At 70.6% G+C, this 18,648-nt stretch carries 19 protein-coding genes; 10 read left to right on the top strand and 9 right to left on the bottom strand.

Features of this window, described 5'->3' with window-relative positions:
- Positions 1-58: 58 nt before the first annotated feature.
- Complete coding sequence (locus tag ACSQ2F_RS19395) at positions 59-955, top strand: DMT family transporter (protein WP_436025836.1); 897 nt, start codon at positions 59-61, stop codon at positions 953-955.
- A gap of 6 nt (positions 956-961) precedes the next feature.
- On the opposite strand, the gene ACSQ2F_RS19390 is transcribed toward ACSQ2F_RS19395, so the two are convergent.
- Positions 962-1,282 (bottom strand): hypothetical protein, encoded by a 321-nt coding sequence (locus tag ACSQ2F_RS19390; protein ID WP_436025834.1) that lies wholly within the window; start codon positions 1,280-1,282, stop codon positions 962-964.
- A gap of 155 nt (positions 1,283-1,437) precedes the next feature.
- Here ACSQ2F_RS19390 and ACSQ2F_RS19385 point away from each other — a divergent pair, with 155 nt between their 5' ends.
- Both ACSQ2F_RS19385 and ACSQ2F_RS19380 read left to right on the top strand, forming a co-directional pair.
- Positions 1,438-1,935, top strand: coding sequence for a glutathione peroxidase (locus ACSQ2F_RS19385; protein WP_436025832.1), 498 nt, complete (start codon positions 1,438-1,440; stop codon positions 1,933-1,935).
- 47 nt (positions 1,936-1,982) lie between these two features.
- Positions 1,983-3,176: an aromatic amino acid transaminase gene (locus ACSQ2F_RS19380; RefSeq protein ID WP_436025830.1), complete on the top strand. Its 1,194-nt coding sequence runs from the start codon at positions 1,983-1,985 to the stop codon at positions 3,174-3,176.
- 4 nt (positions 3,177-3,180) lie between these two features.
- On the opposite strand, the gene ACSQ2F_RS19375 is transcribed toward ACSQ2F_RS19380, so the two are convergent.
- Positions 3,181-3,687, bottom strand: a complete 507-nt coding sequence (locus ACSQ2F_RS19375) for an anti-sigma factor domain-containing protein (protein WP_436025828.1) — start codon at positions 3,685-3,687, stop codon at positions 3,181-3,183.
- Between the two features lie 164 nt (positions 3,688-3,851).
- Between ACSQ2F_RS19375 and ACSQ2F_RS19370 the strand changes: the two genes are divergently transcribed.
- Complete coding sequence (locus tag ACSQ2F_RS19370) at positions 3,852-6,731, top strand: DUF349 domain-containing protein (protein WP_436025826.1); 2,880 nt, start codon at positions 3,852-3,854, stop codon at positions 6,729-6,731.
- Here the strand turns inward: ACSQ2F_RS19370 and ACSQ2F_RS19365 are convergent.
- Genes ACSQ2F_RS19365 through ACSQ2F_RS19350 form a run of 4 tightly spaced genes read right to left on the bottom strand, consistent with a single transcriptional unit; the run spans position 6,702 to position 10,235 of the window.
- Entirely contained in the window at positions 6,702-7,781 is a 1,080-nt protein-coding gene (locus ACSQ2F_RS19365) for an AAA family ATPase (RefSeq protein WP_436025824.1), read from the bottom strand. The genes ACSQ2F_RS19370 and ACSQ2F_RS19365 overlap by 30 nt on opposite strands.
- Positions 7,721-8,299, bottom strand: coding sequence for a nicotinamide riboside transporter PnuC (pnuC, locus tag ACSQ2F_RS19360; protein ID WP_436025822.1), 579 nt, complete (start codon positions 8,297-8,299; stop codon positions 7,721-7,723). Before pnuC ends, ACSQ2F_RS19365 begins: the two co-directional genes overlap by 61 nt.
- Positions 8,299-9,678 carry a capsule biosynthesis protein CapK gene (locus tag ACSQ2F_RS19355; RefSeq protein WP_436025820.1) on the bottom strand — a complete coding sequence of 460 codons (1,380 nt, stop codon included), beginning with the start codon at positions 9,676-9,678 and terminating at the stop codon, positions 8,299-8,301. The genes pnuC and ACSQ2F_RS19355 overlap by 1 nt, the downstream gene beginning before the upstream one ends.
- On the bottom strand, positions 9,675-10,235 hold the full coding sequence (locus ACSQ2F_RS19350) for a hypothetical protein (RefSeq protein ID WP_436025818.1): 561 nt from the start codon (positions 10,233-10,235) through the stop codon (positions 9,675-9,677). The genes ACSQ2F_RS19355 and ACSQ2F_RS19350 overlap by 4 nt, the downstream gene beginning before the upstream one ends.
- 100 nt (positions 10,236-10,335) lie before the next feature.
- Here ACSQ2F_RS19350 and ACSQ2F_RS19345 point away from each other — a divergent pair, with 100 nt between their 5' ends.
- From ACSQ2F_RS19345 to ACSQ2F_RS19335, 3 genes are read left to right on the top strand one after another with little or no spacing between them, the layout of a single operon-like run.
- Positions 10,336-11,964, top strand: a complete 1,629-nt coding sequence (locus ACSQ2F_RS19345; protein ID WP_436025816.1) for a peptide chain release factor 3 — start codon at positions 10,336-10,338, stop codon at positions 11,962-11,964.
- Positions 11,965-11,967: 3 nt separating this feature from the next.
- The gene (gene ubiA, locus ACSQ2F_RS19340) at positions 11,968-12,849 is read left to right on the top strand and encodes a 4-hydroxybenzoate octaprenyltransferase (protein WP_436025814.1); all 882 of its coding nucleotides are present in this window, start codon (positions 11,968-11,970) and stop codon (positions 12,847-12,849) included.
- A gap of 40 nt (positions 12,850-12,889) precedes the next feature.
- Complete coding sequence (locus ACSQ2F_RS19335) at positions 12,890-13,993, top strand: diguanylate cyclase (RefSeq protein ID WP_436025812.1); 1,104 nt, start codon at positions 12,890-12,892, stop codon at positions 13,991-13,993.
- On the opposite strand, the gene proC is transcribed toward ACSQ2F_RS19335, so the two are convergent.
- Together proC and ACSQ2F_RS19325 are read right to left on the bottom strand one after the other, a co-directional pair.
- Positions 13,954-14,760, bottom strand: coding sequence for a pyrroline-5-carboxylate reductase (gene proC, locus ACSQ2F_RS19330; protein ID WP_436025810.1), 807 nt, complete (start codon positions 14,758-14,760; stop codon positions 13,954-13,956). The genes ACSQ2F_RS19335 and proC overlap by 40 nt on opposite strands.
- On the bottom strand, positions 14,757-15,623 hold the full coding sequence (locus ACSQ2F_RS19325) for a LysR family transcriptional regulator (protein ID WP_436025808.1): 867 nt from the start codon (positions 15,621-15,623) through the stop codon (positions 14,757-14,759). The genes proC and ACSQ2F_RS19325 overlap by 4 nt, the downstream gene beginning before the upstream one ends.
- 111 nt (positions 15,624-15,734) lie before the next feature.
- Here ACSQ2F_RS19325 and ACSQ2F_RS19320 point away from each other — a divergent pair, with 111 nt between their 5' ends.
- Complete coding sequence (locus tag ACSQ2F_RS19320) at positions 15,735-16,130, top strand: tautomerase family protein (protein ID WP_436025806.1); 396 nt, start codon at positions 15,735-15,737, stop codon at positions 16,128-16,130.
- On the opposite strand, the gene ACSQ2F_RS19315 is transcribed toward ACSQ2F_RS19320, so the two are convergent.
- Complete coding sequence (locus ACSQ2F_RS19315) at positions 16,115-16,816, bottom strand: YggS family pyridoxal phosphate-dependent enzyme (protein ID WP_436025804.1); 702 nt, start codon at positions 16,814-16,816, stop codon at positions 16,115-16,117. The two genes, ACSQ2F_RS19320 and ACSQ2F_RS19315, sit on opposite strands and share 16 nt — an antisense overlap.
- Before the next feature lie 75 nt (positions 16,817-16,891).
- On the opposite strand from ACSQ2F_RS19315, the gene ACSQ2F_RS19310 reads away from it, so the two are divergent.
- Together ACSQ2F_RS19310 and ACSQ2F_RS19305 are read left to right on the top strand one after the other, a co-directional pair.
- Positions 16,892-17,935, top strand: coding sequence for a type IV pilus twitching motility protein PilT (locus tag ACSQ2F_RS19310; protein ID WP_436025802.1), 1,044 nt, complete (start codon positions 16,892-16,894; stop codon positions 17,933-17,935).
- 53 nt (positions 17,936-17,988) lie between these two features.
- On the top strand, positions 17,989-18,639 hold the full coding sequence (locus ACSQ2F_RS19305; protein WP_436025800.1) for a cyclic nucleotide-binding domain-containing protein: 651 nt from the start codon (positions 17,989-17,991) through the stop codon (positions 18,637-18,639).
- Positions 18,640-18,648 lie beyond the last annotated feature (9 nt).

Genomic DNA, 18,648 nt, shown 5'->3' with positions numbered 1-18,648 from the left:
CGCGCGCTTCTCTCTGCTGCCCACGCGCCGGGCCGGCGGCCGCGGCGACAATCACCCCGTGCCGCACGCCCCGACCCTGCTTCCCGTTCTCGCCCTCGTCTGCAACGCCTTCATCTGGGGCACGTCCTGGTGGCCGTTCCGCTGGCTCGAGAGCCAGGGCCTGCACCCGCTGTGGACCACCGTGGCGGTGCATTCGCTCTCCGTGCTGATCATCACGCTGTGGCGCCCCCGCACGGTCTGGCACGTGCTGCGCCACCCGACCCTGTGGGTGCTGGTGCTGGCGGCCGGCGTCACCAATGCAGCGTTCAACTGGGGCGTGGTGGCCGGCGATGTCGTGCGGGTGGTGCTGCTCTTCTACCTGATGCCGCTGTGGGCAGTCTTCCTGGCCCGGCTGCTGCTGAACGAGCCCATCACACCGCACGGCGGAGTGCGCGTCGCCCTGGCGTTGGCGGGTGCCGTCATCGTGCTGTGGCCACCCGGCGGCCTGCGTGCCGACAACCTGCCCTGGCCGCGCAGCATGCCGGACTGGCTCGGCGTGATCGGTGGAATGGCCTTCGCCTTGAACAACGTGATGCTGCGCCGCGAGACCGCGCATCCGCCCGAGGCCCGCGCCCTCGCGATGTTCCTCGGTGGGGTGACCGTCGCCGCCAGCCTGGCCACCGTTCTTGCGGTGCAGGGCACGGTGCCCTGGCCGCCGGTCCCCGCGTGGGGATGGGTCGTCCTGGCGGCCGCCCTCGGCCTGCTGTTCCTGACGAGCAACGTGGCGCTGCAGTACGGCGCAGGCCGCCTGCCTTCCAACGTGACGTCGGTCGTCATGCTGACCGAAGTGCTGTTCGCCTCCGTCTCGGCCGTCTGGTGGGGCGGGGGCGTCATCACTGCCCAGCTGGTCGGCGGGGGCCTGTGCATCGTGGCCGCGGCGGTGCTGGCCTCGATGGCGCCGTCGCCGGCGCACTGAGGCGCATCACTGCAGCATGCGGGCGGCGCCGAAGGCCGGCGCCACCTCCGCGACCACGTGCTCGGGCTCGGCCGCATCCGTCGTGCAATGGGCCATGACGGCCCAGCGGTCGCACAGTGCGGCCAGCACCGACCGGCAGTCTGCAGACAGGTCGGGATGCTCGGCCAGCAGCGCCAGGTTGGCCGTGATCTTCTCGCCCATGCCCAACCGGTGGGCCGGATGCGTCTCGGCTTGCAGGTACTGGCTGTACCCCGTCATGAGCGCCAGCGTTCCGGCGAGCACCGCTTCGAGGTAGGGCATGTGGTGGTCTTTGGTCAATCGGTCCATGGCGACTCCGGTCGGGTCCAGCGATGAGTCATCCTATTGCAAATGCGAGCCATTCGCAATTGAACGTCGGCGACCGGGGCATTGCAGCCGCGCGGGGCCAGCGCCGCGCGCCGGCAAGCGCTACGATGCGCCCCCGTCCTTCCTCAAGGTGCCCCATGGCCGACGCATCCTCCTCGATCCACGATTTCGAAGCCGTTTCGATCGACGGCCGCCCCGTCGCCCTCGCGGACCACCGCGGCAAGGTGATGCTCATCGTGAACACTGCCAGTGCCTGCGGCTTCACGCCCCAGTTCGGCGGCCTCGAATCGCTGTGGCAGACGTACCGCGAGCGCGGCCTCGTCATCGTCGGCTTCCCGAGCAACCAGTTCGGGCACCAGGACCCGGGCACCGACACCGAAATCGCCTCCTTCTGCCAGGTCAACTACGGCGTCACCTTCCCCATGATGAGCAAGGTGGACGTCAACGGCGCCAACGCCCATCCGCTGTGGAAGTGGCTCACCGCCGAGGCCCCGGGCATCCTGGGCACCAAGGCGATCAAGTGGAACTTCACCAAGTTCCTGGTCGGCCGGGACGGACAGGTGCTCAAGCGCTACGCACCGACCGACAAGCCCGAGCAGCTGGCCAGCGACATCGAGGCCGCCCTGGCCGACTGAGCTAGGCGCCGGGCCGATAATCCATCCTTCTTCGCAGGAGCTGATCCATGTTCGAGCACGTCGATGCCTACGCTGGCGACCCCATCCTCACCCTGAACGAGGCCTTCGGGCGCGACCCGCGTGCGCACAAGATCAACCTCAGCATCGGCATCTACTTCGACGACGCAGGACGGCTGCCGGTGATGAAGTCCGTCCTCGAGGCCGAGACCGCGATGCTGCAAACGCTCGGCCCGCGGCCCTACCAGCCGATGGAGGGCGCGGCCAACTACCGGGAGGCTGTCCAGCACCTGCTGTTCGGCTCGGACCACGAAGCCGTTCGCAGCGGCCGCATCGCCACCATCCAGACCCTCGGCGGTTCGGGCGGCCTCAAGGTGGGCGGCGACTTCCTCAAGCGGTATTTCCCCGACTCCGGCGTCTGGGTGAGCGACCCCACCTGGGACAACCACCGCGCCATGTTCGAGGGCGCCGGCTTCCCGGTCAGCACCTACCCGTACTACGACCCGGCCACCGGCGGCCTGCGCTTCGAGGCCATGCTGCAAGCGTTCGAATCGCTGCCCGCGCGCAGCATCGTGCTGCTGCATGCCTGCTGCCACAACCCCACCGGCGTCGACCTCACCCGTGCCCAGTGGGACCGGTTGATCCCGGTGATCGCTGCACGCCAGCTGATCCCGTATGTCGACATCGCCTACCAGGGCTTCGGCGATGGCCTGGAGGCCGACACCTTCGCCATCCGCGCGTTGGCCGACGCCGGCATCAGCTTCTTCTGCGCCAACTCGTTTTCCAAGAGCTTCTCCCTCTACGGCGAGCGCTGCGGCGGTTTGAGCGTGGTGTGTCCCAACCCGGCCGAGGCTGCCCTCGTGCTGGGCCAGCTCAAGGCCACCATCCGCAAGAACTACTCCAGCCCGCCCACCCACGGCGGCCAGATCGTCGCGCGCGTGCTGCAGACGCCCGCCCTGCGGGCCCAGTGGGCGGCGGAGCTCGACGCGATGCGCGTGCGGATCGCCCAGATGCGGCAGAAGCTGCACGACGTGCTCTCGGCCAAGCTGCCCGGGCGCGACTTCAGCTACTTCCTGACCCAGCGCGGCATGTTCAGCTACACCGGCCTGACCGCAGAGCAGGTCGACCGGCTGCGCGAAGACCATGCGGTGTACCTGGTGCGGTCGGGCCGGATGTGCGTCGCGGGGCTGAACTCCGGCAACGTCGAAGCCACCGCCGTGGCCATGGCGGCCGTGCTCGCCTGAGCGTTCACCGCAGGGCGAGACGCGCGCTGGCCGTTTCGATCTGCCGGAGGTTGCCGCAGCGGCCCTGGTAGACGAAGGGGCGGCTCGGGCTGGCGGGCGCGTGGCCATCCCGTTCCAGGGTGACGCCGAAACCGATTGCTGTCGCCAGCACTTCTTCCGCCGGTGCGGGTAGCGCCAACCGCGCCGTCGGGCCGCTCGCCAACCGGCCGAGCGGTCTTGCGACGCCCGCCCCATCCACCTGCCACAACGCCAGCGAATGACCGGCGGGCAGGCCGAGCGGCACCGTCTGGGCGACGTCCAGGGCGCGCGCCTGGCGGCGCGCCGACACCACCAGGCCGACCCGGCCTTCGGGCCCGGTGAGCACGCCGACATAGCTGTCGACAGGCGGCGGAGACCCTGCGACATCCGGGCGCCACGGCAGGCACAAGGGCGCCAGCAGGCCGAATGCGAGGCCTGCGGCAAGCGCGCCGGCCGGCACCGGAAGCGTCAGGTGGCGAAAGGAGATGGCCATGAGAGGGACGGACGAGTCGCTCGATTGTTCGACCGGCGTCGCGTCCTGGCAACCGGAGCCCGCATGCGCGCGCGGGTTGTCACGGCCCGGGACCGCCTGCCGCCGTGGTGAAATGCGCGGTTCGCGCACTCACGGGTGCGCCCGCCCCTGACGCAGGACTCACCATGCTGAACTGGTTGCTCAAGAAGAAGACGCCGACGACCGTCGCGCCGGCCCCCGCCATCCCACCGGCTGCGCCGTCCGTGGCCGACATCGCCGCCCGCGAAGCCGAGACGGCGGCCTGGGCCACGCGGCTAGAAGCCGCCCGCGGCCAGGATGCCGCGCTGCTGGCGCTGGCGCGCGAAGCGCCGTCGGTGGACATCAAGCTCGCCGCCGTCGAAGCCCTGGCGGACGAAGCCTCGCTGAAGTCCGCCGAGCGCGAATTCCGCACCCACGACCGCCGTGTGTACCGGGCGGCGAAACAGCGCCTGGCCGCGGCCGTGGGCCGGCGCGAGGCCCGCGAGGCCGCGCAGCGCCTGATCCAATCGGCCGAGGCCCTGCAGACTGCGGACCTGATTCCCGCCAACCGCCTCGTGGCCCTGGACCGCGATTGGCAGGCACTCGACGGCACCCTCGTCGAGCCGGCCCAGGCCACGCGGTTTGCCGCCTTGCGCGACAACCTCACCGCGCTGATGCGCGAGCGCGCCGAGCTGGAGGCGGCCATCGCCCGCTGGACCGCCGCCAGCCGGCAGGCACTCGCCCACCTGCACACGGTGTCACTCGCCGTTGCGCAGGGTGTGGAAGACCGCACCCACCTCGCGCAGGCGGTGCAGGCGGTGGAGTCATTGGAGGCGGCCCTGCCGGCCGGCCATGTGGATGGCGCGCTCACGGCCGAACTGCATGCCGCCCGCCTGGTGGCGGCGCAGATCGATGCCAGGCTCAGCCTGCTGGCCGCGTTCGAGGCGGCCGCGGTGGCTTCGGCGCAAGCCGCGGCCGAGGCCACTGCCGCGGCTGCGGCGACTCCCACCGTGTCGCCGGACACGCCACCTGCATCCACTGCAGAAACGACGGTGACGACCGAGACGGCTCCCGCGGTCGCACCTGAACCCATGCCGGACGCCGGCCTCGCCGCTGGCTCCGCGCCGGCGAGCGCGGACGCGGTGCCGCAGGTACCGGGCACCCCGACCGAAGGCGAGGCGGCCACGGTCACCGTGCCGGCCGTTCCCACGCCGGTCGCAACGGATGACGGCCCCACGGATCGGCCCATGCCCGCGCCCCAGCCCTTCAATGTCGCCGGGCCGACGGCCCAATGGCAGGCCATGCCGCCGATCGATGCCCAGCCGGTCGCGCGGGCACTCGAGCAGCGCTGGCAAACCTGGCTGCGAGCCCATGCGACGCCGGCGCGGGCCGTGGCCCCCAAGGCCGACAAGCGGGCCGAACGGCCGGCCCGTCCGCGCCCCGCGGCGCCCGACGCTGCAGCGGTGGCGCAGGCCGAAAGCGTGCTGCTGCAGGCCGAAACCGCGCTGGCCGATGGCCACCTCGCCGTCGCGCACCAGCACCTCACGGCCCTCGACGCGCTGGCCCTCCCGGTGCAACGCGGCCGCTTGCAGGCCCTCTGGGCCGAGCATGCCCGCCTCAAGGGGTGGCAGCAATGGGGCGGCGCCCGGGCCCGCGAAGACCTGGTCGAGGAAGCGGAAGCCCTCGCCGCGGCCACCGTCGTGCCGGACGCCAAGATCGCTCCGCGCCAGCAGGCCGCCGCCATCGATGCGCTGCGCAAGCGATGGAAGGAGCTCGACCGACTGGGCGGTCCGTCGACCCAGCCCCTGTGGCTGCGCTTCGATGCGGCCCTCACCACCGCGCATGGGCCGGTCGCGGCCGAGCAGGCCCGCGTGGACGCCGAGCGTCGCGCCAACCTGGAAGCCCGGGAAGCCCTGCTGGCCGCGCTCGAAGCGACGCCGGATGCCGAGGCCACGGGTTGGCGGGAGCAGGCGCGCGCCCTCGAGACCTTCCGTGCCGCCTGGCGCAAGCTGGGTCCGCCCGAGCACACCGTGCCCCACAAGTCGCGCGACGCCCTGCTCGCACGTTGGCGCGCCGTGGTCGATCGCATCGAGGCGCCGCTCGAAGCGGCCCGCCGTGAGGCAGAGGCCGCGCGCGAGGTCTTCATCGCCCGCGCACGGGAACTGGCCGCCGAAGGCGCCTCCGGTCTCGGCCGAGACCTTGTCGCCCGGGTCCGCGACCTGCAAGCGCAGTGGCAGGAGCATGCCAAGGCGCTGCCCCTGTCGCGCGGCGCGGAGAACTCCCTCTGGGCCCGCTTCAAGGCCGAAACGGATGCGGTGTTCGCCCAGCGCGAAGCCGCCTTCAGCGCGCGCGACAACGAGCTGAAGGTGAACCAGCTCGCCCGCGAGGCGCTCATCGAACGGCTCCAGGCCGTGCCGGCCGACGCGCCGGCGCACGAGCTCAAGCGGACGCTGGCCGAGGCGGATGCGGAATGGCGCCGTGGCGGCGAGGTGCCCCGTGCGGAGGTGCACCGTCTCGAGACGGCGTGGCGCGACGCCCGCGAGCAGGTCCAGTCGCACCTGTCGAGCAGCGCACAGCGCAGCTGGCAGGCGGCGCTCGACGTGGTGCAGGAGCGCCGCACGCTGTGCGAACGCCGTGAGCGCGAGGGCGAGGCGCAGGCATTGCTCGCGGCCTGGCCCGCCCATCCTTCCCTGCTGCCGGCCAGTTGGGATGCGGCCCTGCAGCAGCGCTTCGAGCGTGGTCCGGCGGCCGATGTGGACGCGGCGACCATCAACGCCTGGCTGCTGCAGCTGGAGATGGCGCTCGACATGCCGTCGCCGGAGGCGCATCAGGGTGAGCGACGCGAGCTGAAGCTGCGGGCCATGAAGATGGCTCTGGAGAGCCGTCAGACCACCGGCGCCGACCTGCTCGATGTCGACTCGGCGGTGGCACGCCTGCTGCCGCTGGCGGCGCTCGATGCAGACCAGCGTGCGCGTTTCGATGCGGTGCTCGACGTCTTGCGCCGCCGCCCCGCCGGTTCACTCCGGGCGACGGCGCTCGCGGCCTGAGGCCAGCGCGGCATTCACCTGCGCGACGCGCTCGGCCAGCGAGCCGGTCGCGTCGATCCACGGGATGCCGCGCTCGCCAAGTGCCTGGCGGTACCACGCTTGCTGTCGCGCGCGAAACGCCGCATCGCGGCGCGTGCCGTCCTGCACGAACGGGATCTCGTCGCCGCACAGCACCGTCAACGCATAGGGCCGGCGAGCCAGGGCCGCGAGCCGCGGGTCGGCCTCCCCATGCGTCCACAGCGCGTAGCCCAGGGTCGTGAGGGGCGAGGTGTCACAGGCCAGCGCGGGAAAGGCCGACCGTGCGCCGAGGTCCTCGCGCCGGCATTGCTCCACGGCGATGGCCAACAGGTCGTGCGCCTCCAGGTGGCCGCCCCTGGCCTCCCAGTGTTCCCGGCCGTACTCGGCGACCGCTTCGCCGCCCCAGGCCGCGGCCAACGCCAGCGCCAGCGACGACTTGCCGCTCGACTCGCCGCCGAGCAGGGCGACGCGCGGCACGAAGTCGGCCCGCACCGCGGGCGGCATCCAGCACAGGCCGGCCGGCGGATCGGCACGCAGGCGGGTCGCGCTGATCGGCACGCGTCGACGCTCGGCGTCGAACATCACGGGCGCCACGGTGTGCCCGAACATCTCCGCCATCACCGCGGCACAGGGCGCCGCATACGGCTCGCTGGCAAAGAGCGCATCGGGCCGGCGGCCGAGCCGTCCGGCCAGCCGGGTGTCGAGCAGGTGCGCGAGGAAGCGCTGGTGCGTGGCATCGTCCGCGTCGTTGGGCGGCACCTGTCGAGCTTCGAGCACCTCCACCTCGGCGAACGGAAAGGTCTCCTGGAGCCAGCGACGGCGGCGCTCGGGCCCGCAATCCGCGAACTCGGGCCGGGAGTAGCTGAGCACCAGCACCCGGTGGCAGTGCGCCGCGGCGTGCTCGACCAGCGCCACATGCCCGAGGTGCAAGGGCGCGAACTTGCCCACCACCAGGCCCAGGCGAAACCGGCTCATGAGGCGCTCGCAGCAGCGCTTGCCCGCCATGCGCGCCACCACGTCCAGCCACCCCACCAGGCATTGCACCAGTACAGCGCGTACAGCCCGGCCGTCAGCATCAGGCCGCGCGAGGCGAACAGCGGCACGGCGATCGTGTTGACCAGCAGCCACAACGCCCAGGTCTCGAGCCGCCGCTGCATCAGGAGCCACTGGGCGGCAACGCTGAAGGCGAGCACCGCGGAGTCGGCGAACGGCGCGTGCGCATCGGTGAAGTGACGCAGCATTGCGCCGTAGCCTGCCGTCACCACGGCGGCCACCACCGCCATCGCCATGAAGGTCGCGGCACGAACCCGGCGCACCGGTGCCGGCCGGGCCGTGCCGCGCCCTCGCCACTCCCACCAGCCCCAGGCGCTGGTCAGCACGAAGAACACCTGCAGCAGGGCGTCGGCGTAGAGCTGCGCACCATGAAACACGAACCCGAAGAGCGCGCAGCCGATGATGCCCGTGGGCCAGGTGGCCACATGGTTGCGCGCCGCGAGAACGATGGACAGTGCCGTGACCAGGTTGGCGGCGATCTCGAGAAACGGTGGCATCAGCAGGTCGGGTCGTGCCCAGGCAGGTCGCTGGTGTACTGGCGCAGCTTGTCGTCCGTCACCAGCGGCACGAGGCTGAGCGGCAGCGGCTCGCCAAAGCGATCCTCCAGGGCGTCGCGGAGGCGGGAGGCGATGGAGTCGAGCGGTTCAAGGGCATCGACCGCGAGCACCAGGTTGCCATCGGCCTGCTGGTGCAGGGCAAACCGCACCAGGCTCAACGGGGCCAGCGCCTGGCTGATCTCCACGTTGTTGAGCCATTCGCCCGAAGGACTGCGGAAGCGCACGGGCGCGCGACCGACGAGCCCGCGCAGCACCGGTCCGCGCGGGCTCATTTCCAGGCGCGCATGATCGCCGGTGGCGTAGCGCAGCAGCGGCAGGCAGGGATTGAAGCCGCCGCTCACGACAACCTCGCCGTGTGCGCCATAGGGCAGCGGCAGCCCCTGCGCATCGACGATCTCCACATGCAGCCGCGGCTGCAGCAGCAGATGGCCGTCCAGCTGCGGGTCGAACACCCCGATGGGGCCCACTTCGTTCATCGAATACAGGTCCAGCACCGGGCAGCGGAACCGCCATTCGAGTTCGCGCCTCAGGCCGTCACTGAGGGCCATGGACGTCGACAACAGGGCACGCGGCCGGTGCCGCAGTCCGAGCCGGGTCAGCTCGGCGAGCGAAATGGGGTCGCCGGAGATGAGTTCCGGCGCCAGGTCGTCCAGGTAGCGCGCACGGTCGCAGGCGTCCTGCCATTCCGTGGGCGCCAGGTTCAGCTTGGCCAGGCCGCACTCTCCCTGCAGGGGATTCACCGAGACGTAGGTGAAGCAGCGTTGCTGGAAGCCGGCCAGCACGATGCCCACGTCCCCTCGCCCCGCACGCGGCTCGATGCCGAAGTGCCGCAGGGCGCGTCGATGGAACGCCTGGTAGTCGGCGGCCACCCTGGGCAGCGATGGCACCTTGAGGGGGTGACCGGTGGTGCCGCTGGTCGAAAAGCAGATCAGCCGGTCCACGGGGGCGTCGCCCGGCATGTACCGGTGCAGCGCGGCAGAAAGGTCGGCCCGTCGAACCAGCGGGATCTCGGCCCACCGCCGGCCGGCAAGGCCCCGGGCCGCCGGCACCGTCGCCGCCATCGCGGCCACCCAGGCGTCGCCCCAGGCCGGGGGCAGCCGCGCATCCAGCGGCCATGGCATCTCGGCCCGCTGGATGCCCCAATGGCGCATGCGTGCCTGCCAGATGTCCAGGCGTCCCAGGCGGTGCCCGCTGCGGTCGCGGTAGCGAGGGGCGCCCGGGTGGTCGACCAGGCGACGCAGCATGGCGCGGCCGGCCGCGCCGAGCACCGGGAAGCGGCGCGGCGAGAACAGCTCGTCGTCAGGCAGCGGGGCGTTCATTCGCGGGTGTACTTGTCGGCCGCCTCGTTGGCCTCGTCGCTGGCCAGGCGGTCCTGGAGTTCGTTCGGCGGTACGGGCGCGGGCGCTGCTGGTGGCGCGAGGGGCGCCGGGGAAAGACGGCCGAGCGCCAGGGCGACGGCGAGTGCGCCGGCGCCGGCGACGAGCGCAAGGCCGGTGGCCACCTGCACGTCGCCCACCCAGCTCACGCCCGTGGCCAGGGCCATGGCGAGGCAGAGGAAGAAGAGCATCGCCGCCACGCCGCCCAGGCGGCTGCTGCGCACGAAGACGGGCAGCACGAGCAGGCCCAGGGCCCACTGCCACAGCGGCAGAAGCGGGGGCGGACCCATCAATCCCAGTCCCAGGCGCAACAGCAGGCCCAGTCCCAAGGCGAGGGCGGCCAGGCCGGCGATGCGTCGCACGCGTCGCGTCCGGGCCTCGTCCGCCCACACGTACAGCGCCCACAGCGCCGCCACCGCCCCGGGCAGGGCAATGAACAGCGCCGAAGCGCCGCCCACGGCCCGCAGGCCGGCCAGCAACTCGGCGATCGGCTCAGGCATCGGGAAGCTCAGGTGTGCGAATGACCACGGCCCGCACTATAGGCCGCCCCGGCGCGGCCCGCCCGCCGCGATAATCGAAGGTTTTGACGCGCCTCGCCCCATGTCGACCGACCTCACGCCCCAGGTGCGCCGCCGCCGCACCTTCGCCATCATCTCCCACCCCGACGCGGGCAAGACCACGCTCACGGAAAAGCTGCTGCTCTTCTCGGGCGCGATCCAGATCGCGGGCAGCGTGAAGGCGCGCAAGGCCTCGCGCCATGCGACGTCCGACTGGATGGAGATCGAGAAGCAGCGCGGCATCTCGGTGGCCTCCAGCGTGATGCAGATGGAGTACCGCGACTGCGTCATCAACCTGCTCGACACCCCGGGCCACCAGGACTTCTCGGAAGACACCTACCGCGTGCTGACGGCGGTCGATGCGGCCCTCATGGTGATCGACGCGGCCAATGGCGTGGAGCCGCAGACCCGCCGGCTGCTGCAGGTCTGCCGGGCGCGCAACACGCCCATCCTCACCTTCGTCAACAAGATGGACCGCGAGGTGCAGGAGCCGCTCGCGCTGATGGACGAGATCGAGCGCGAGCTCGGCATGGAAGTCGTGCCGTTCACCTGGCCGGTCGGCATGGGCAAGCAGTTCCACGGCGTGATGGACCTGCGCGAGAAGCGCATGCGGGTGTTCACGCCCGGCGAGGACCGCAACCACAACGACGACGAGATCCTCGACGGGCTGGACAACCCCGCCTATGCCGAGCGCTTCGGCATGCCCTACGAGCAGGCGCAGGGCGAGATCGAACTGCTGGGCGATGCCGCCCCGCCGTTCGACGAGGCGGCCTTCATCGCCGGCCGGCAGACCCCGATGTTCTTCGGCTCGGCCGTCAACAACTTCGGCGTGCGCGAGGTGCTGGACGCCCTGGTCGACCTGGCCCCGGCGCCGGGCGCGCGCGCGGCGCTGCAGCGCGAGGTGGCCCCGGACGAGCGCAAGTTCAGCGGGGTCGTGTTCAAGATCCAGGCCAACATGGACCCGGCCCACCGCGACCGCATTGCCTTCGTCCGGGTGGCGAGCGGCCACTTCGAGCGCGGCATGCGCTTGAAGGTCGTGCGTTCGGGCAAGGAACTGCGACCCAACACCGTGGTCAGCTTCCTCAGCCAGCGGCGCGAACTGCTCGACGAGGCCTTTGCCGGCGACATCATCGGCATTCCGAACCACGGCGTGCTGCAGCTCGGCGATACGCTCACCGAAGGTGAAGCACTGCAGTTCACCGGCCTGCCTTTCTTCGCACCCGAGATGTTCCGCACGGTGGAGGTGGCCGATCCCCTGCGCAGCAAGCAGCTGCGCGCCGGCCTCACCCAGCTCGGCGAGGAAGGCGCGATCCAGGTGTTCCGCCCGGTGGCGAGCGCCATGCTGCTGCTCGGGGCCGTCGGGCAACTGCAGTTCGAAGTCGTGGCCCACCGCCTCGAGCACGAGTACGGCGTCAAGGCGCGCATCATGCCGAGCCGGTTCCAGGTCGCCCGATGGGTGACCTGCGACGAGGCGGACGGCGGTGAGCGGGAACTGAAGCGGTTCATCGATGCGAACTCCCACCGCGTCGCCTATGACGCGGTCGACGCGCCGACGGTGCTGGTCGAGTTCGCCCCCGAGCTGCGGGCCATTGAGGAGAACTGGCCCAAGATCAAGTTCCATGCGCTGCGCGAGCACGCCGGCCTCGTGTTCCAGCGCCGTCTCGAAGGCTGAACCATGCAGGTCGGCGGGTCCGCACCGGCGCCCTCGCGGCTGTCCCTCTACCTCGACCTGATCCGCTGGAGTCGGCCGGCGGGCACCTACCTGCTGCTGTGGCCCACCTTGGCGGCCCTCTGGCTGGCGGCCGACGGGTTCCCCGGCTGGCACCTGCTGGCCGTGTTCGCCCTCGGCACGTTCCTGATGCGAAGTGCAGGCTGCGCCGTGAACGATGTGGCCGATCGCGACTTCGACCGCCACGTCAAGCGCACCGCAGAGCGCCCGGTGACGAGCGGGCGGCTGTCCGTGCGCCGGGCGCTGCTCGCGGGCGCCGTGCTGGCGCTGGTCGCCTTCGGCCTCGTGCTCACCACCAACCCGCTCACCATCGGCATGAGCTTCGCGGCCCTCGCCGTGGCGATCGTGTACCCGTTCACCAAGCGCTTCTTCTCCATGCCGCAGGCGGTGCTGGGGGTGGCCTTCAGCTTCGGCATCCCGATGGCTTTCGCGGCGGTGCAGGGTCGCGTGCCCGCCGCGGCGTGGTGGCTGCTGCTCGGCAACCTGTTCTGGGTGCTTGCCTACGACACCGAGTACGCCATGGTGGACCGTGACGACGACCTGCGCATCGGCATCCAGACGTCCGCCATCACGCTCGGCCGGTTCGACGTCGCCGGGGTCATGGCGTTCTACCTGGCGGCGTTGGCCCTGTGGACCTGGATCGGCTGGCGAGCCGGGCTGGGTGGCTGGGCGATGGCCGGGGTGGCCGTCGCGGCCGCGCAGGTCGCGTGGCACTTCGCGCTGATCCGCCGGCGCACGAGGGAGGGTTGCTTCCGGGCCTTCCGGATCAACCACTGGGTGGGATTTTCGGTCTTTGTGGGCGTCGTGATCGATCTTGCCCTGGGCTGAGCTTGCACGGTCATGCGGCGACCCGTACTGTCCGCACCGCATGCCGCCCCCGAGTTCGTCGATCTCCCCGCTTTTCGCACCCTCGTCCTACCGAGGGCGCTCCTACTGGCAGGTCATCGCGCACGTCGCACCGCTCGCGGTCGCCATCCATGCGGCCTTTGCGCTCATGCTGCAACTGGTGGGCGCCGACACGCTGGCCGTGGCGAACGTGGCCATCGTGGCGTTGTGGGGCGTCTTTGCCTGGCTGCTGCGCACCCGCCGCAACCGACTGGCCGTCTCGCTGGTCTGGTTCATCATCCCCACCCATGCGGTCTTTGCGACCGTTGTCGTGGGCTGGGACGCCGGCTTCCACTACTACCTGGTGCTGGTCCCGCCCCTGCTCTTCCTGAGCCCGGGCAGCCGGCTCGCCAGCAAGGTGGTGCTGGCCCTGGTGCTCACGGCGTTCTACATCACCCTCGATCTCTTCGGGCGCCACAACCTGCCGTCCCATCCCCTGCCGCCCGGGCTCCAGGCGGCAGTGTGGATCTTCAACGTCGCGGCCACCTTCGGCATGCTGGCCTACTTCGCCCACATGTACTTCGCGGTAGTGGGCGAAGCGGAAGCACGCCTGCGGGTGCTGGCCACCAGCGACCCCCTCACCGGCCTGGCGAACCGGCGTCGCATGCTGGAACTCGCGACGGGTGAAGTGGCTCGCGGACGCCGCGATGGCACTGCACCGTGCTTCATTCTCGGGGACGTCGACCACTTCAAGCGCATCAACGACGGCAGCGGCCACGAGACCGGCGACCAGGTGCTGATGATCCTGGCCTCCGCGCTGTGCAGCTCGCTGCGGGAAGTCGACGCCGTGGCGCGCTGGGGCGGCGAGGAGTTCCTCATGCTGTTGCCCGACACCTCGCTCGAGGCGGCGCTCGAGGTCACCGACCGGGTGCGCGAGCGCATCGCCAGCGCGGTGTGGCCCACGCCCCAACCGGTCACCATGACCTTCGGTGTCAGCCGCTTGCGCCCGGGGGAGAACGTGGCCGAAGCGGTGGCGCGCGCCGACGAGGCGCTCTACCGCGGCAAGTTGTCCGGCCGCAACTGCTGCGTGCCGGAGCGCCCGCCAGTTCAGCCGAACTCGTTGCCCAGCTCGTTGGCCCGGCGCTGAGCGGCCTTGAGGGCCTTCACGAAGGCCGCTTTCACGCCGCTGGCCTCCAGCGTGCTGAGCGCAGCGTACGTGGTGCCGCCCTTCGACGTGACACGTTCGCGCAGCACGGCCGGGCTGTCGGTCGAGGCCTGCGCCAGGGCCGTGGCACCGGAGAACGTCGCGAGTGCGAGCTGCTTGCCCTGCTCGGCCGTCAGCCCCATGTCCTCGGCCGCCTGCACCATCGCCTCCACGAAATAGAACACGTAGGCAGGGCCCGAGCCCGACAGGGCCGTGACGGCGTCGAGATCGACCTCGTTGTCGACCCACAGGGTGCGACCGGTCGGTGCCAGCAGGCGCTCGGCGTCCCGGCGCTCGTCGGCGGAGACGGCAGGGCGGGCATACAGGCCGGCGATGCCTTGGCCGATCAGGGCCGGCGTATTCGGCATGGCGCGAACGATGCGCTCCGAGCCGATGGCGGCCGCAATGGCGTCACTGCGAATGCCGGCCATCACGCTGAACTGGAGACCACGCTCGACGTGCGCGCGGCAGGCTTCGGCGGCCTCCTTGAAGCTCTGCGGTTTGACGGCCCAGACGACCACGTCGGCGCGTTGCAGCACCGATCCCGGGGCCTCGAGCGTGATGACGCCGAGCTCGCGCTGCAACCGGGAACGCTGGTCCGCATTGGGCTCCAGCACGAGGATGTCCGCAGGGGCTCGGCCGCTCTTGAGCAGCCCGCCGATGATGGCGCTGGCCATGTTGCCGCCGCCGATGAATGCGATCGTGTTCATGCGTCGAGTTTAGCTGTCGCTCCCGGGCGTGCCCAGCGTGCAAGGGCGCGGGCGGCCTCCTCCAGCTCGGGCCGGGCGTGCAGGTAGAACGACAGCCGGCCGGGACTCGGCCACCCGCGAGGGTCGGTGCTGGCGAGCCGGTGCAGGTCTTCCGGAATGGCCGCGTCATTGAGGCAGCCGACGCCCCAGCCGGCACGGAGTGCCGCAATGGCGCCATGGGCGCCGCTGCAGCCGAGCTGCAAGTGGTGGGCACGGCCGCGGCGCTGCAGCGAGTCGATGGCGATCTGCCGCACCGGGCAGCCGGGGCCCAGCAGCACGAGCGGCACAGACAGGTCGGGCCCGGGCGGTCGGCCGGCCCCGGCCACCCATGCGAGCGGTTCGCGGCGGAGCAGCCGCGCCTCCGGTCGCGGCGAGGTGCTCGTGATGACGGCGAGGTCAACCTCGCCTTGCTGCCACAGCTGCTCGAGGTGGGCGGACGCACTCCAGAGCACCTCCATGCCGGCCGGCCCGGTGTGGTGACGCAGCAGCCCGAGCAGCGCCGACAGCCGGGCGGGCACGAAATACTCGCTCAGCCCGATGCGCCACGGCCGTGCCGGGCCTTGGGAGCGCACGGTGGCGCGCGCCTCGTCCTGCAAGCCGAGCAGGCGGCGAGCCACCGGCAGAAGCCGCTCACCTTCCGCCGTGAGGGCCAGTTGCCGGGTGGTGCGCGTGGCCAGCGCGGCGCCCAGGCTTGACTCGAGCTGCTTCAGGTGCCCGCTCACCGCTGACTGGGTCCGGTGCACCTTGCGCGCCGCTGCGGTCACGGAGCCGCACTCGGCGATGGCCACGAAGCTGCGCAGCCAGAGGGGGTCGAGGTCATTCATTCGGGCTGTCGATGAATCGCATGAATTCATCGCGATTGTTGGCGGAGGGTGCCAAGCCTACAGTGCCTTCAGCCCTGTGAGTCGCATGGGGCACTCACCCAAGGAGTCGACATGCCCTACCTGCACATCCAGCTTTCCGGCGAACCGGATGACCACCTTGCCGCCGAGGTGGCATCCGAGGCGGTCGCATTGACATCCCGACTGCTTGGCAAGGATGCCGCGCTGACCGCCGTCGTGGTCGACTTCATTGCCCCGGCGCGCTGGTTCGTCGCCGGACGCGCATTGTCAGGCGGCCCCGAGCGCAGCTACCACTGGCTCGTGTCCATCACCGATGAGACCAACACCAAGGCGGAGAAGGCGGCCTACCTGGCCGCGGTGCACCAGAGCATGGCCCGCTTGCTGGGGCCGGTGGCCGAACATTCCTACGTGCACGTCGCCGATCTGCGCGCGGCCGCCTATGGCTACGGCGGACGCACCCAGGAAGCGCGCTATCAGCGGGCGGCCTGAGGCCGCGGCCCGAAGATGGCGGTGCCGACCCGCACGATGGTGGCGCCTTCGAGGATGGCGGACTCCAGGTCGGCCGTCATGCCCATGGACAGGGTGTCCAGCGGCAGCCCGTCGGCGACCAGTGCCGCCATCAGGTCGTGCAGATGCCGATGCGCGCGCCGCTGCGCCGCCACGTCATCCGTGGGCTCCGGTATGGCCATCAGGCCGCGCAGCCGCAGCCGCGGCAGGGCCGCAACCGCGTGGGCCACGGCCGGCAGTTCGTCCGGTGTGAGGCCGTGCTTGGCAGCTTCGCCGCTGGTGTTGACCTGCAGACAGACCTGAAGCGGCAGCAACTCGGCGGGGCGCTGCTCCGACAGGCGCTGCGCGATCTTCAGGCGGTCCACGGTGTGGACCCAGTCGAATTGGGAGGCGACCAGCCGCGTCTTGTTGCTCTGCAGCGGCCCGATGAGGTGCCATTCCAGTTGTTCGCGCAGCTCGATGAGTGCGTCGATCTTGTCGAGCCCCTCCTGCACGTAGTTTTCGCCGAACCGGTGCTCGCCGGCGGCAACGGCTTCGCGAACCGCGTCCGCGCTGTAAGTTTTGCTTACGGTTAGCAACGTGACGCTTTGCACGGGCCGTTGTGCCAGTGCACAGGCGCGTGTGATGCGCCTGTGCACTTGTTGTATGTTCTCTGCAATCGTCGCCATAATCCCGCGAGCCTATCTCATCGGACGGGCGTACGCCCCCCTCCGCTGCACCACCCCTTCGGCTCCCAGAGACACATGGACATCACCCAACTGCTGGCGTTCTCGGTCAAGAACAAGGCCTCCGACCTTCACCTCTCCGCCGGACTGCCCCCGATGATCCGTGTGCACGGTGACGTGCGTCGCATCAACGTCGATCCCCTCGAGCACAAGCAGGTGCACGAGATGGTCTACGACATCATGAACGACTCCCAGCGCAAGGCCTACGAAGAAACGCTGGAAGTCGACTTCTCGTTCGAGATCCAGGGCCTGGCCCGCTTCCGAGTCAACGCGTTCAACCAGAACCGGGGTGCCGGCGCGGTGTTCCGGACCATTCCCTCGAAGATCCTGACGCTCGAGCAGCTCAATGCGCCCAAGATCTTCGCCGAGCTGTCGTTGAAGCCGCGCGGGCTCGTGCTCGTGACCGGCCCCACCGGCTCGGGCAAGTCGACCACCCTCGCGGGCATGGTGAACCACCTCAACGAGAACGAGTACGGCCACGTGCTCACCGTCGAGGACCCGATCGAGTTCGTGCACGAATCGAAGAAGTGCCTGGTCAACCAGCGCGAGGTCGGCCCCCACACCCTGAGCTTCGCCAACGCGCTGCGCTCGGCGCTGCGGGAAGACCCGGACGCCATCCTCGTGGGCGAAATGCGGGACCTGGAAACCATCCGCCTCGCGCTGACCGCGGCCGAGACGGGCCACCTGGTGTTCGGCACCCTGCACACCTCGAGCGCCGCCAAGACGGTCGACCGGATCGTCGACGTGTTCCCGGCGGCCGAAAAGGAGATGGTGCGTGCGATGCTGTCGGAGTCGCTCGTGGCCGTGATCTCGCAGACCTTGTGCAAGCTGAAGGACGGCAGCGGCCGCGTGGCCGCGCACGAGATCATGCTGGGCTCCCCGGCCATCCGCAACCTGATCCGCGAGAACAAGATCGCCCAGATGTACTCGTCCATCCAGACGGGCAACAGCATGGGCATGCAGACGCTCGACCAGAACCTCTCCGAGCTGGTGCGTCGCAACATCATTTCGCCCGCCGAAGCGCGCGGCAAGGCCAAGACGCCGGAGAACTTCCCCGGCTGACGCCCGGCGGGAGGCGGGCGCCTGGCGCGACGACGGCAGTGGGAATCGGACCGATGGCGCTGAAGAACCTGCTCGACCGCCTGAAGCGCAGCCCCGACAAGGGCGGCCCGGGCGAGCTCGACTCCGTTGCCGACTCGGGCTTCTTCTCGACGCAGTTCGAGCGGGGCGACGACAGCCAGCAACTCGCCACCTGGGCGGCCCGTGCGCAACAGGTCGGCGCCCAGCCGCTCGACCGTGCCGAGGCCGAGCCGCTCTTCACCCGGTTGTGGAGCGCCGATCGTCATGTGGCGGCGCTGTCCCGGGACGAACTCCTCAAGATGAGCCGCTACCTGCAGTTCGTCACCGTGGCGGCTGGCCAGGAAGTCATCGGCCAGGACGAGCAGGGCGACTACATGCTGATCGTGCTCGATGGCGCGCTCGCCGTCGATCGGGTGCAGCCGTGGGGCGGTCGGGCCCGCCTCGCTGAAGCGCGCGCCGGCGACATGCTCGGCGAGATGTCGCTGCTCGACGCCGGCTCCCGCTTTTCCGCCTGCACCACCCTCACGCCCTGCGCGCTCGCGGTCGTGGATGCGCAGCGCCTCGATGAGATGATCGTGAACGATCCGCGACTGGGCCTGGCCTTGCTGGCCTCGCTGTCGCGGCGGCTTTCGCTTCGGCTGCGCCAGGTGAGCGCGCGGCTCAGCGCCTTGCTGTCCAGCAATTGAACATTCCCA

This window comes from Rhizobacter sp. LjRoot28 (assembly GCF_964253025.1).
Classification (GTDB): Bacteria; Pseudomonadota; Gammaproteobacteria; order Burkholderiales; family Burkholderiaceae_C; genus Rhizobacter.
The sequence above is the reverse complement of the archived record's forward strand: the minus strand, read 5'-3'. Positions and strand labels throughout refer to the sequence as shown.

Coding starts and splice junctions, on each gene's coding strand:
- ACSQ2F_RS19355 (WP_436025820.1), bottom strand. CDS start 9,678: ATGAACGCCCCGCTGCCTGACGACGAGCTGTTCTCGCCGCGCCGCTTC.
- ACSQ2F_RS19350 (WP_436025818.1), bottom strand. CDS start 10,235: ATGCCTGAGCCGATCGCCGAGTTGCTGGCCGGCCTGCGGGCCGTGGGC.
- pnuC (WP_436025822.1), bottom strand. CDS start 8,299: ATGCCACCGTTTCTCGAGATCGCCGCCAACCTGGTCACGGCACTGTCC.
- ubiA (WP_436025814.1), top strand. CDS start 11,968: ATGCAGGTCGGCGGGTCCGCACCGGCGCCCTCGCGGCTGTCCCTCTAC.
- ACSQ2F_RS19390 (WP_436025834.1), bottom strand. CDS start 1,282: ATGGACCGATTGACCAAAGACCACCACATGCCCTACCTCGAAGCGGTG.
- ACSQ2F_RS19325 (WP_436025808.1), bottom strand. CDS start 15,623: ATGAATGACCTCGACCCCCTCTGGCTGCGCAGCTTCGTGGCCATCGCC.
- ACSQ2F_RS19385 (WP_436025832.1), top strand. CDS start 1,438: ATGGCCGACGCATCCTCCTCGATCCACGATTTCGAAGCCGTTTCGATC.
- ACSQ2F_RS19375 (WP_436025828.1), bottom strand. CDS start 3,687: ATGGCCATCTCCTTTCGCCACCTGACGCTTCCGGTGCCGGCCGGCGCG.
- ACSQ2F_RS19335 (WP_436025812.1), top strand. CDS start 12,890: ATGCCGCCCCCGAGTTCGTCGATCTCCCCGCTTTTCGCACCCTCGTCC.
- ACSQ2F_RS19380 (WP_436025830.1), top strand. CDS start 1,983: ATGTTCGAGCACGTCGATGCCTACGCTGGCGACCCCATCCTCACCCTG.
- ACSQ2F_RS19370 (WP_436025826.1), top strand. CDS start 3,852: ATGCTGAACTGGTTGCTCAAGAAGAAGACGCCGACGACCGTCGCGCCG.
- ACSQ2F_RS19315 (WP_436025804.1), bottom strand. CDS start 16,816: ATGGCGACGATTGCAGAGAACATACAACAAGTGCACAGGCGCATCACA.
- ACSQ2F_RS19320 (WP_436025806.1), top strand. CDS start 15,735: ATGCCCTACCTGCACATCCAGCTTTCCGGCGAACCGGATGACCACCTT.
- proC (WP_436025810.1), bottom strand. CDS start 14,760: ATGAACACGATCGCATTCATCGGCGGCGGCAACATGGCCAGCGCCATC.
- ACSQ2F_RS19345 (WP_436025816.1), top strand. CDS start 10,336: ATGTCGACCGACCTCACGCCCCAGGTGCGCCGCCGCCGCACCTTCGCC.
- ACSQ2F_RS19305 (WP_436025800.1), top strand. CDS start 17,989: ATGGCGCTGAAGAACCTGCTCGACCGCCTGAAGCGCAGCCCCGACAAG.
- ACSQ2F_RS19310 (WP_436025802.1), top strand. CDS start 16,892: ATGGACATCACCCAACTGCTGGCGTTCTCGGTCAAGAACAAGGCCTCC.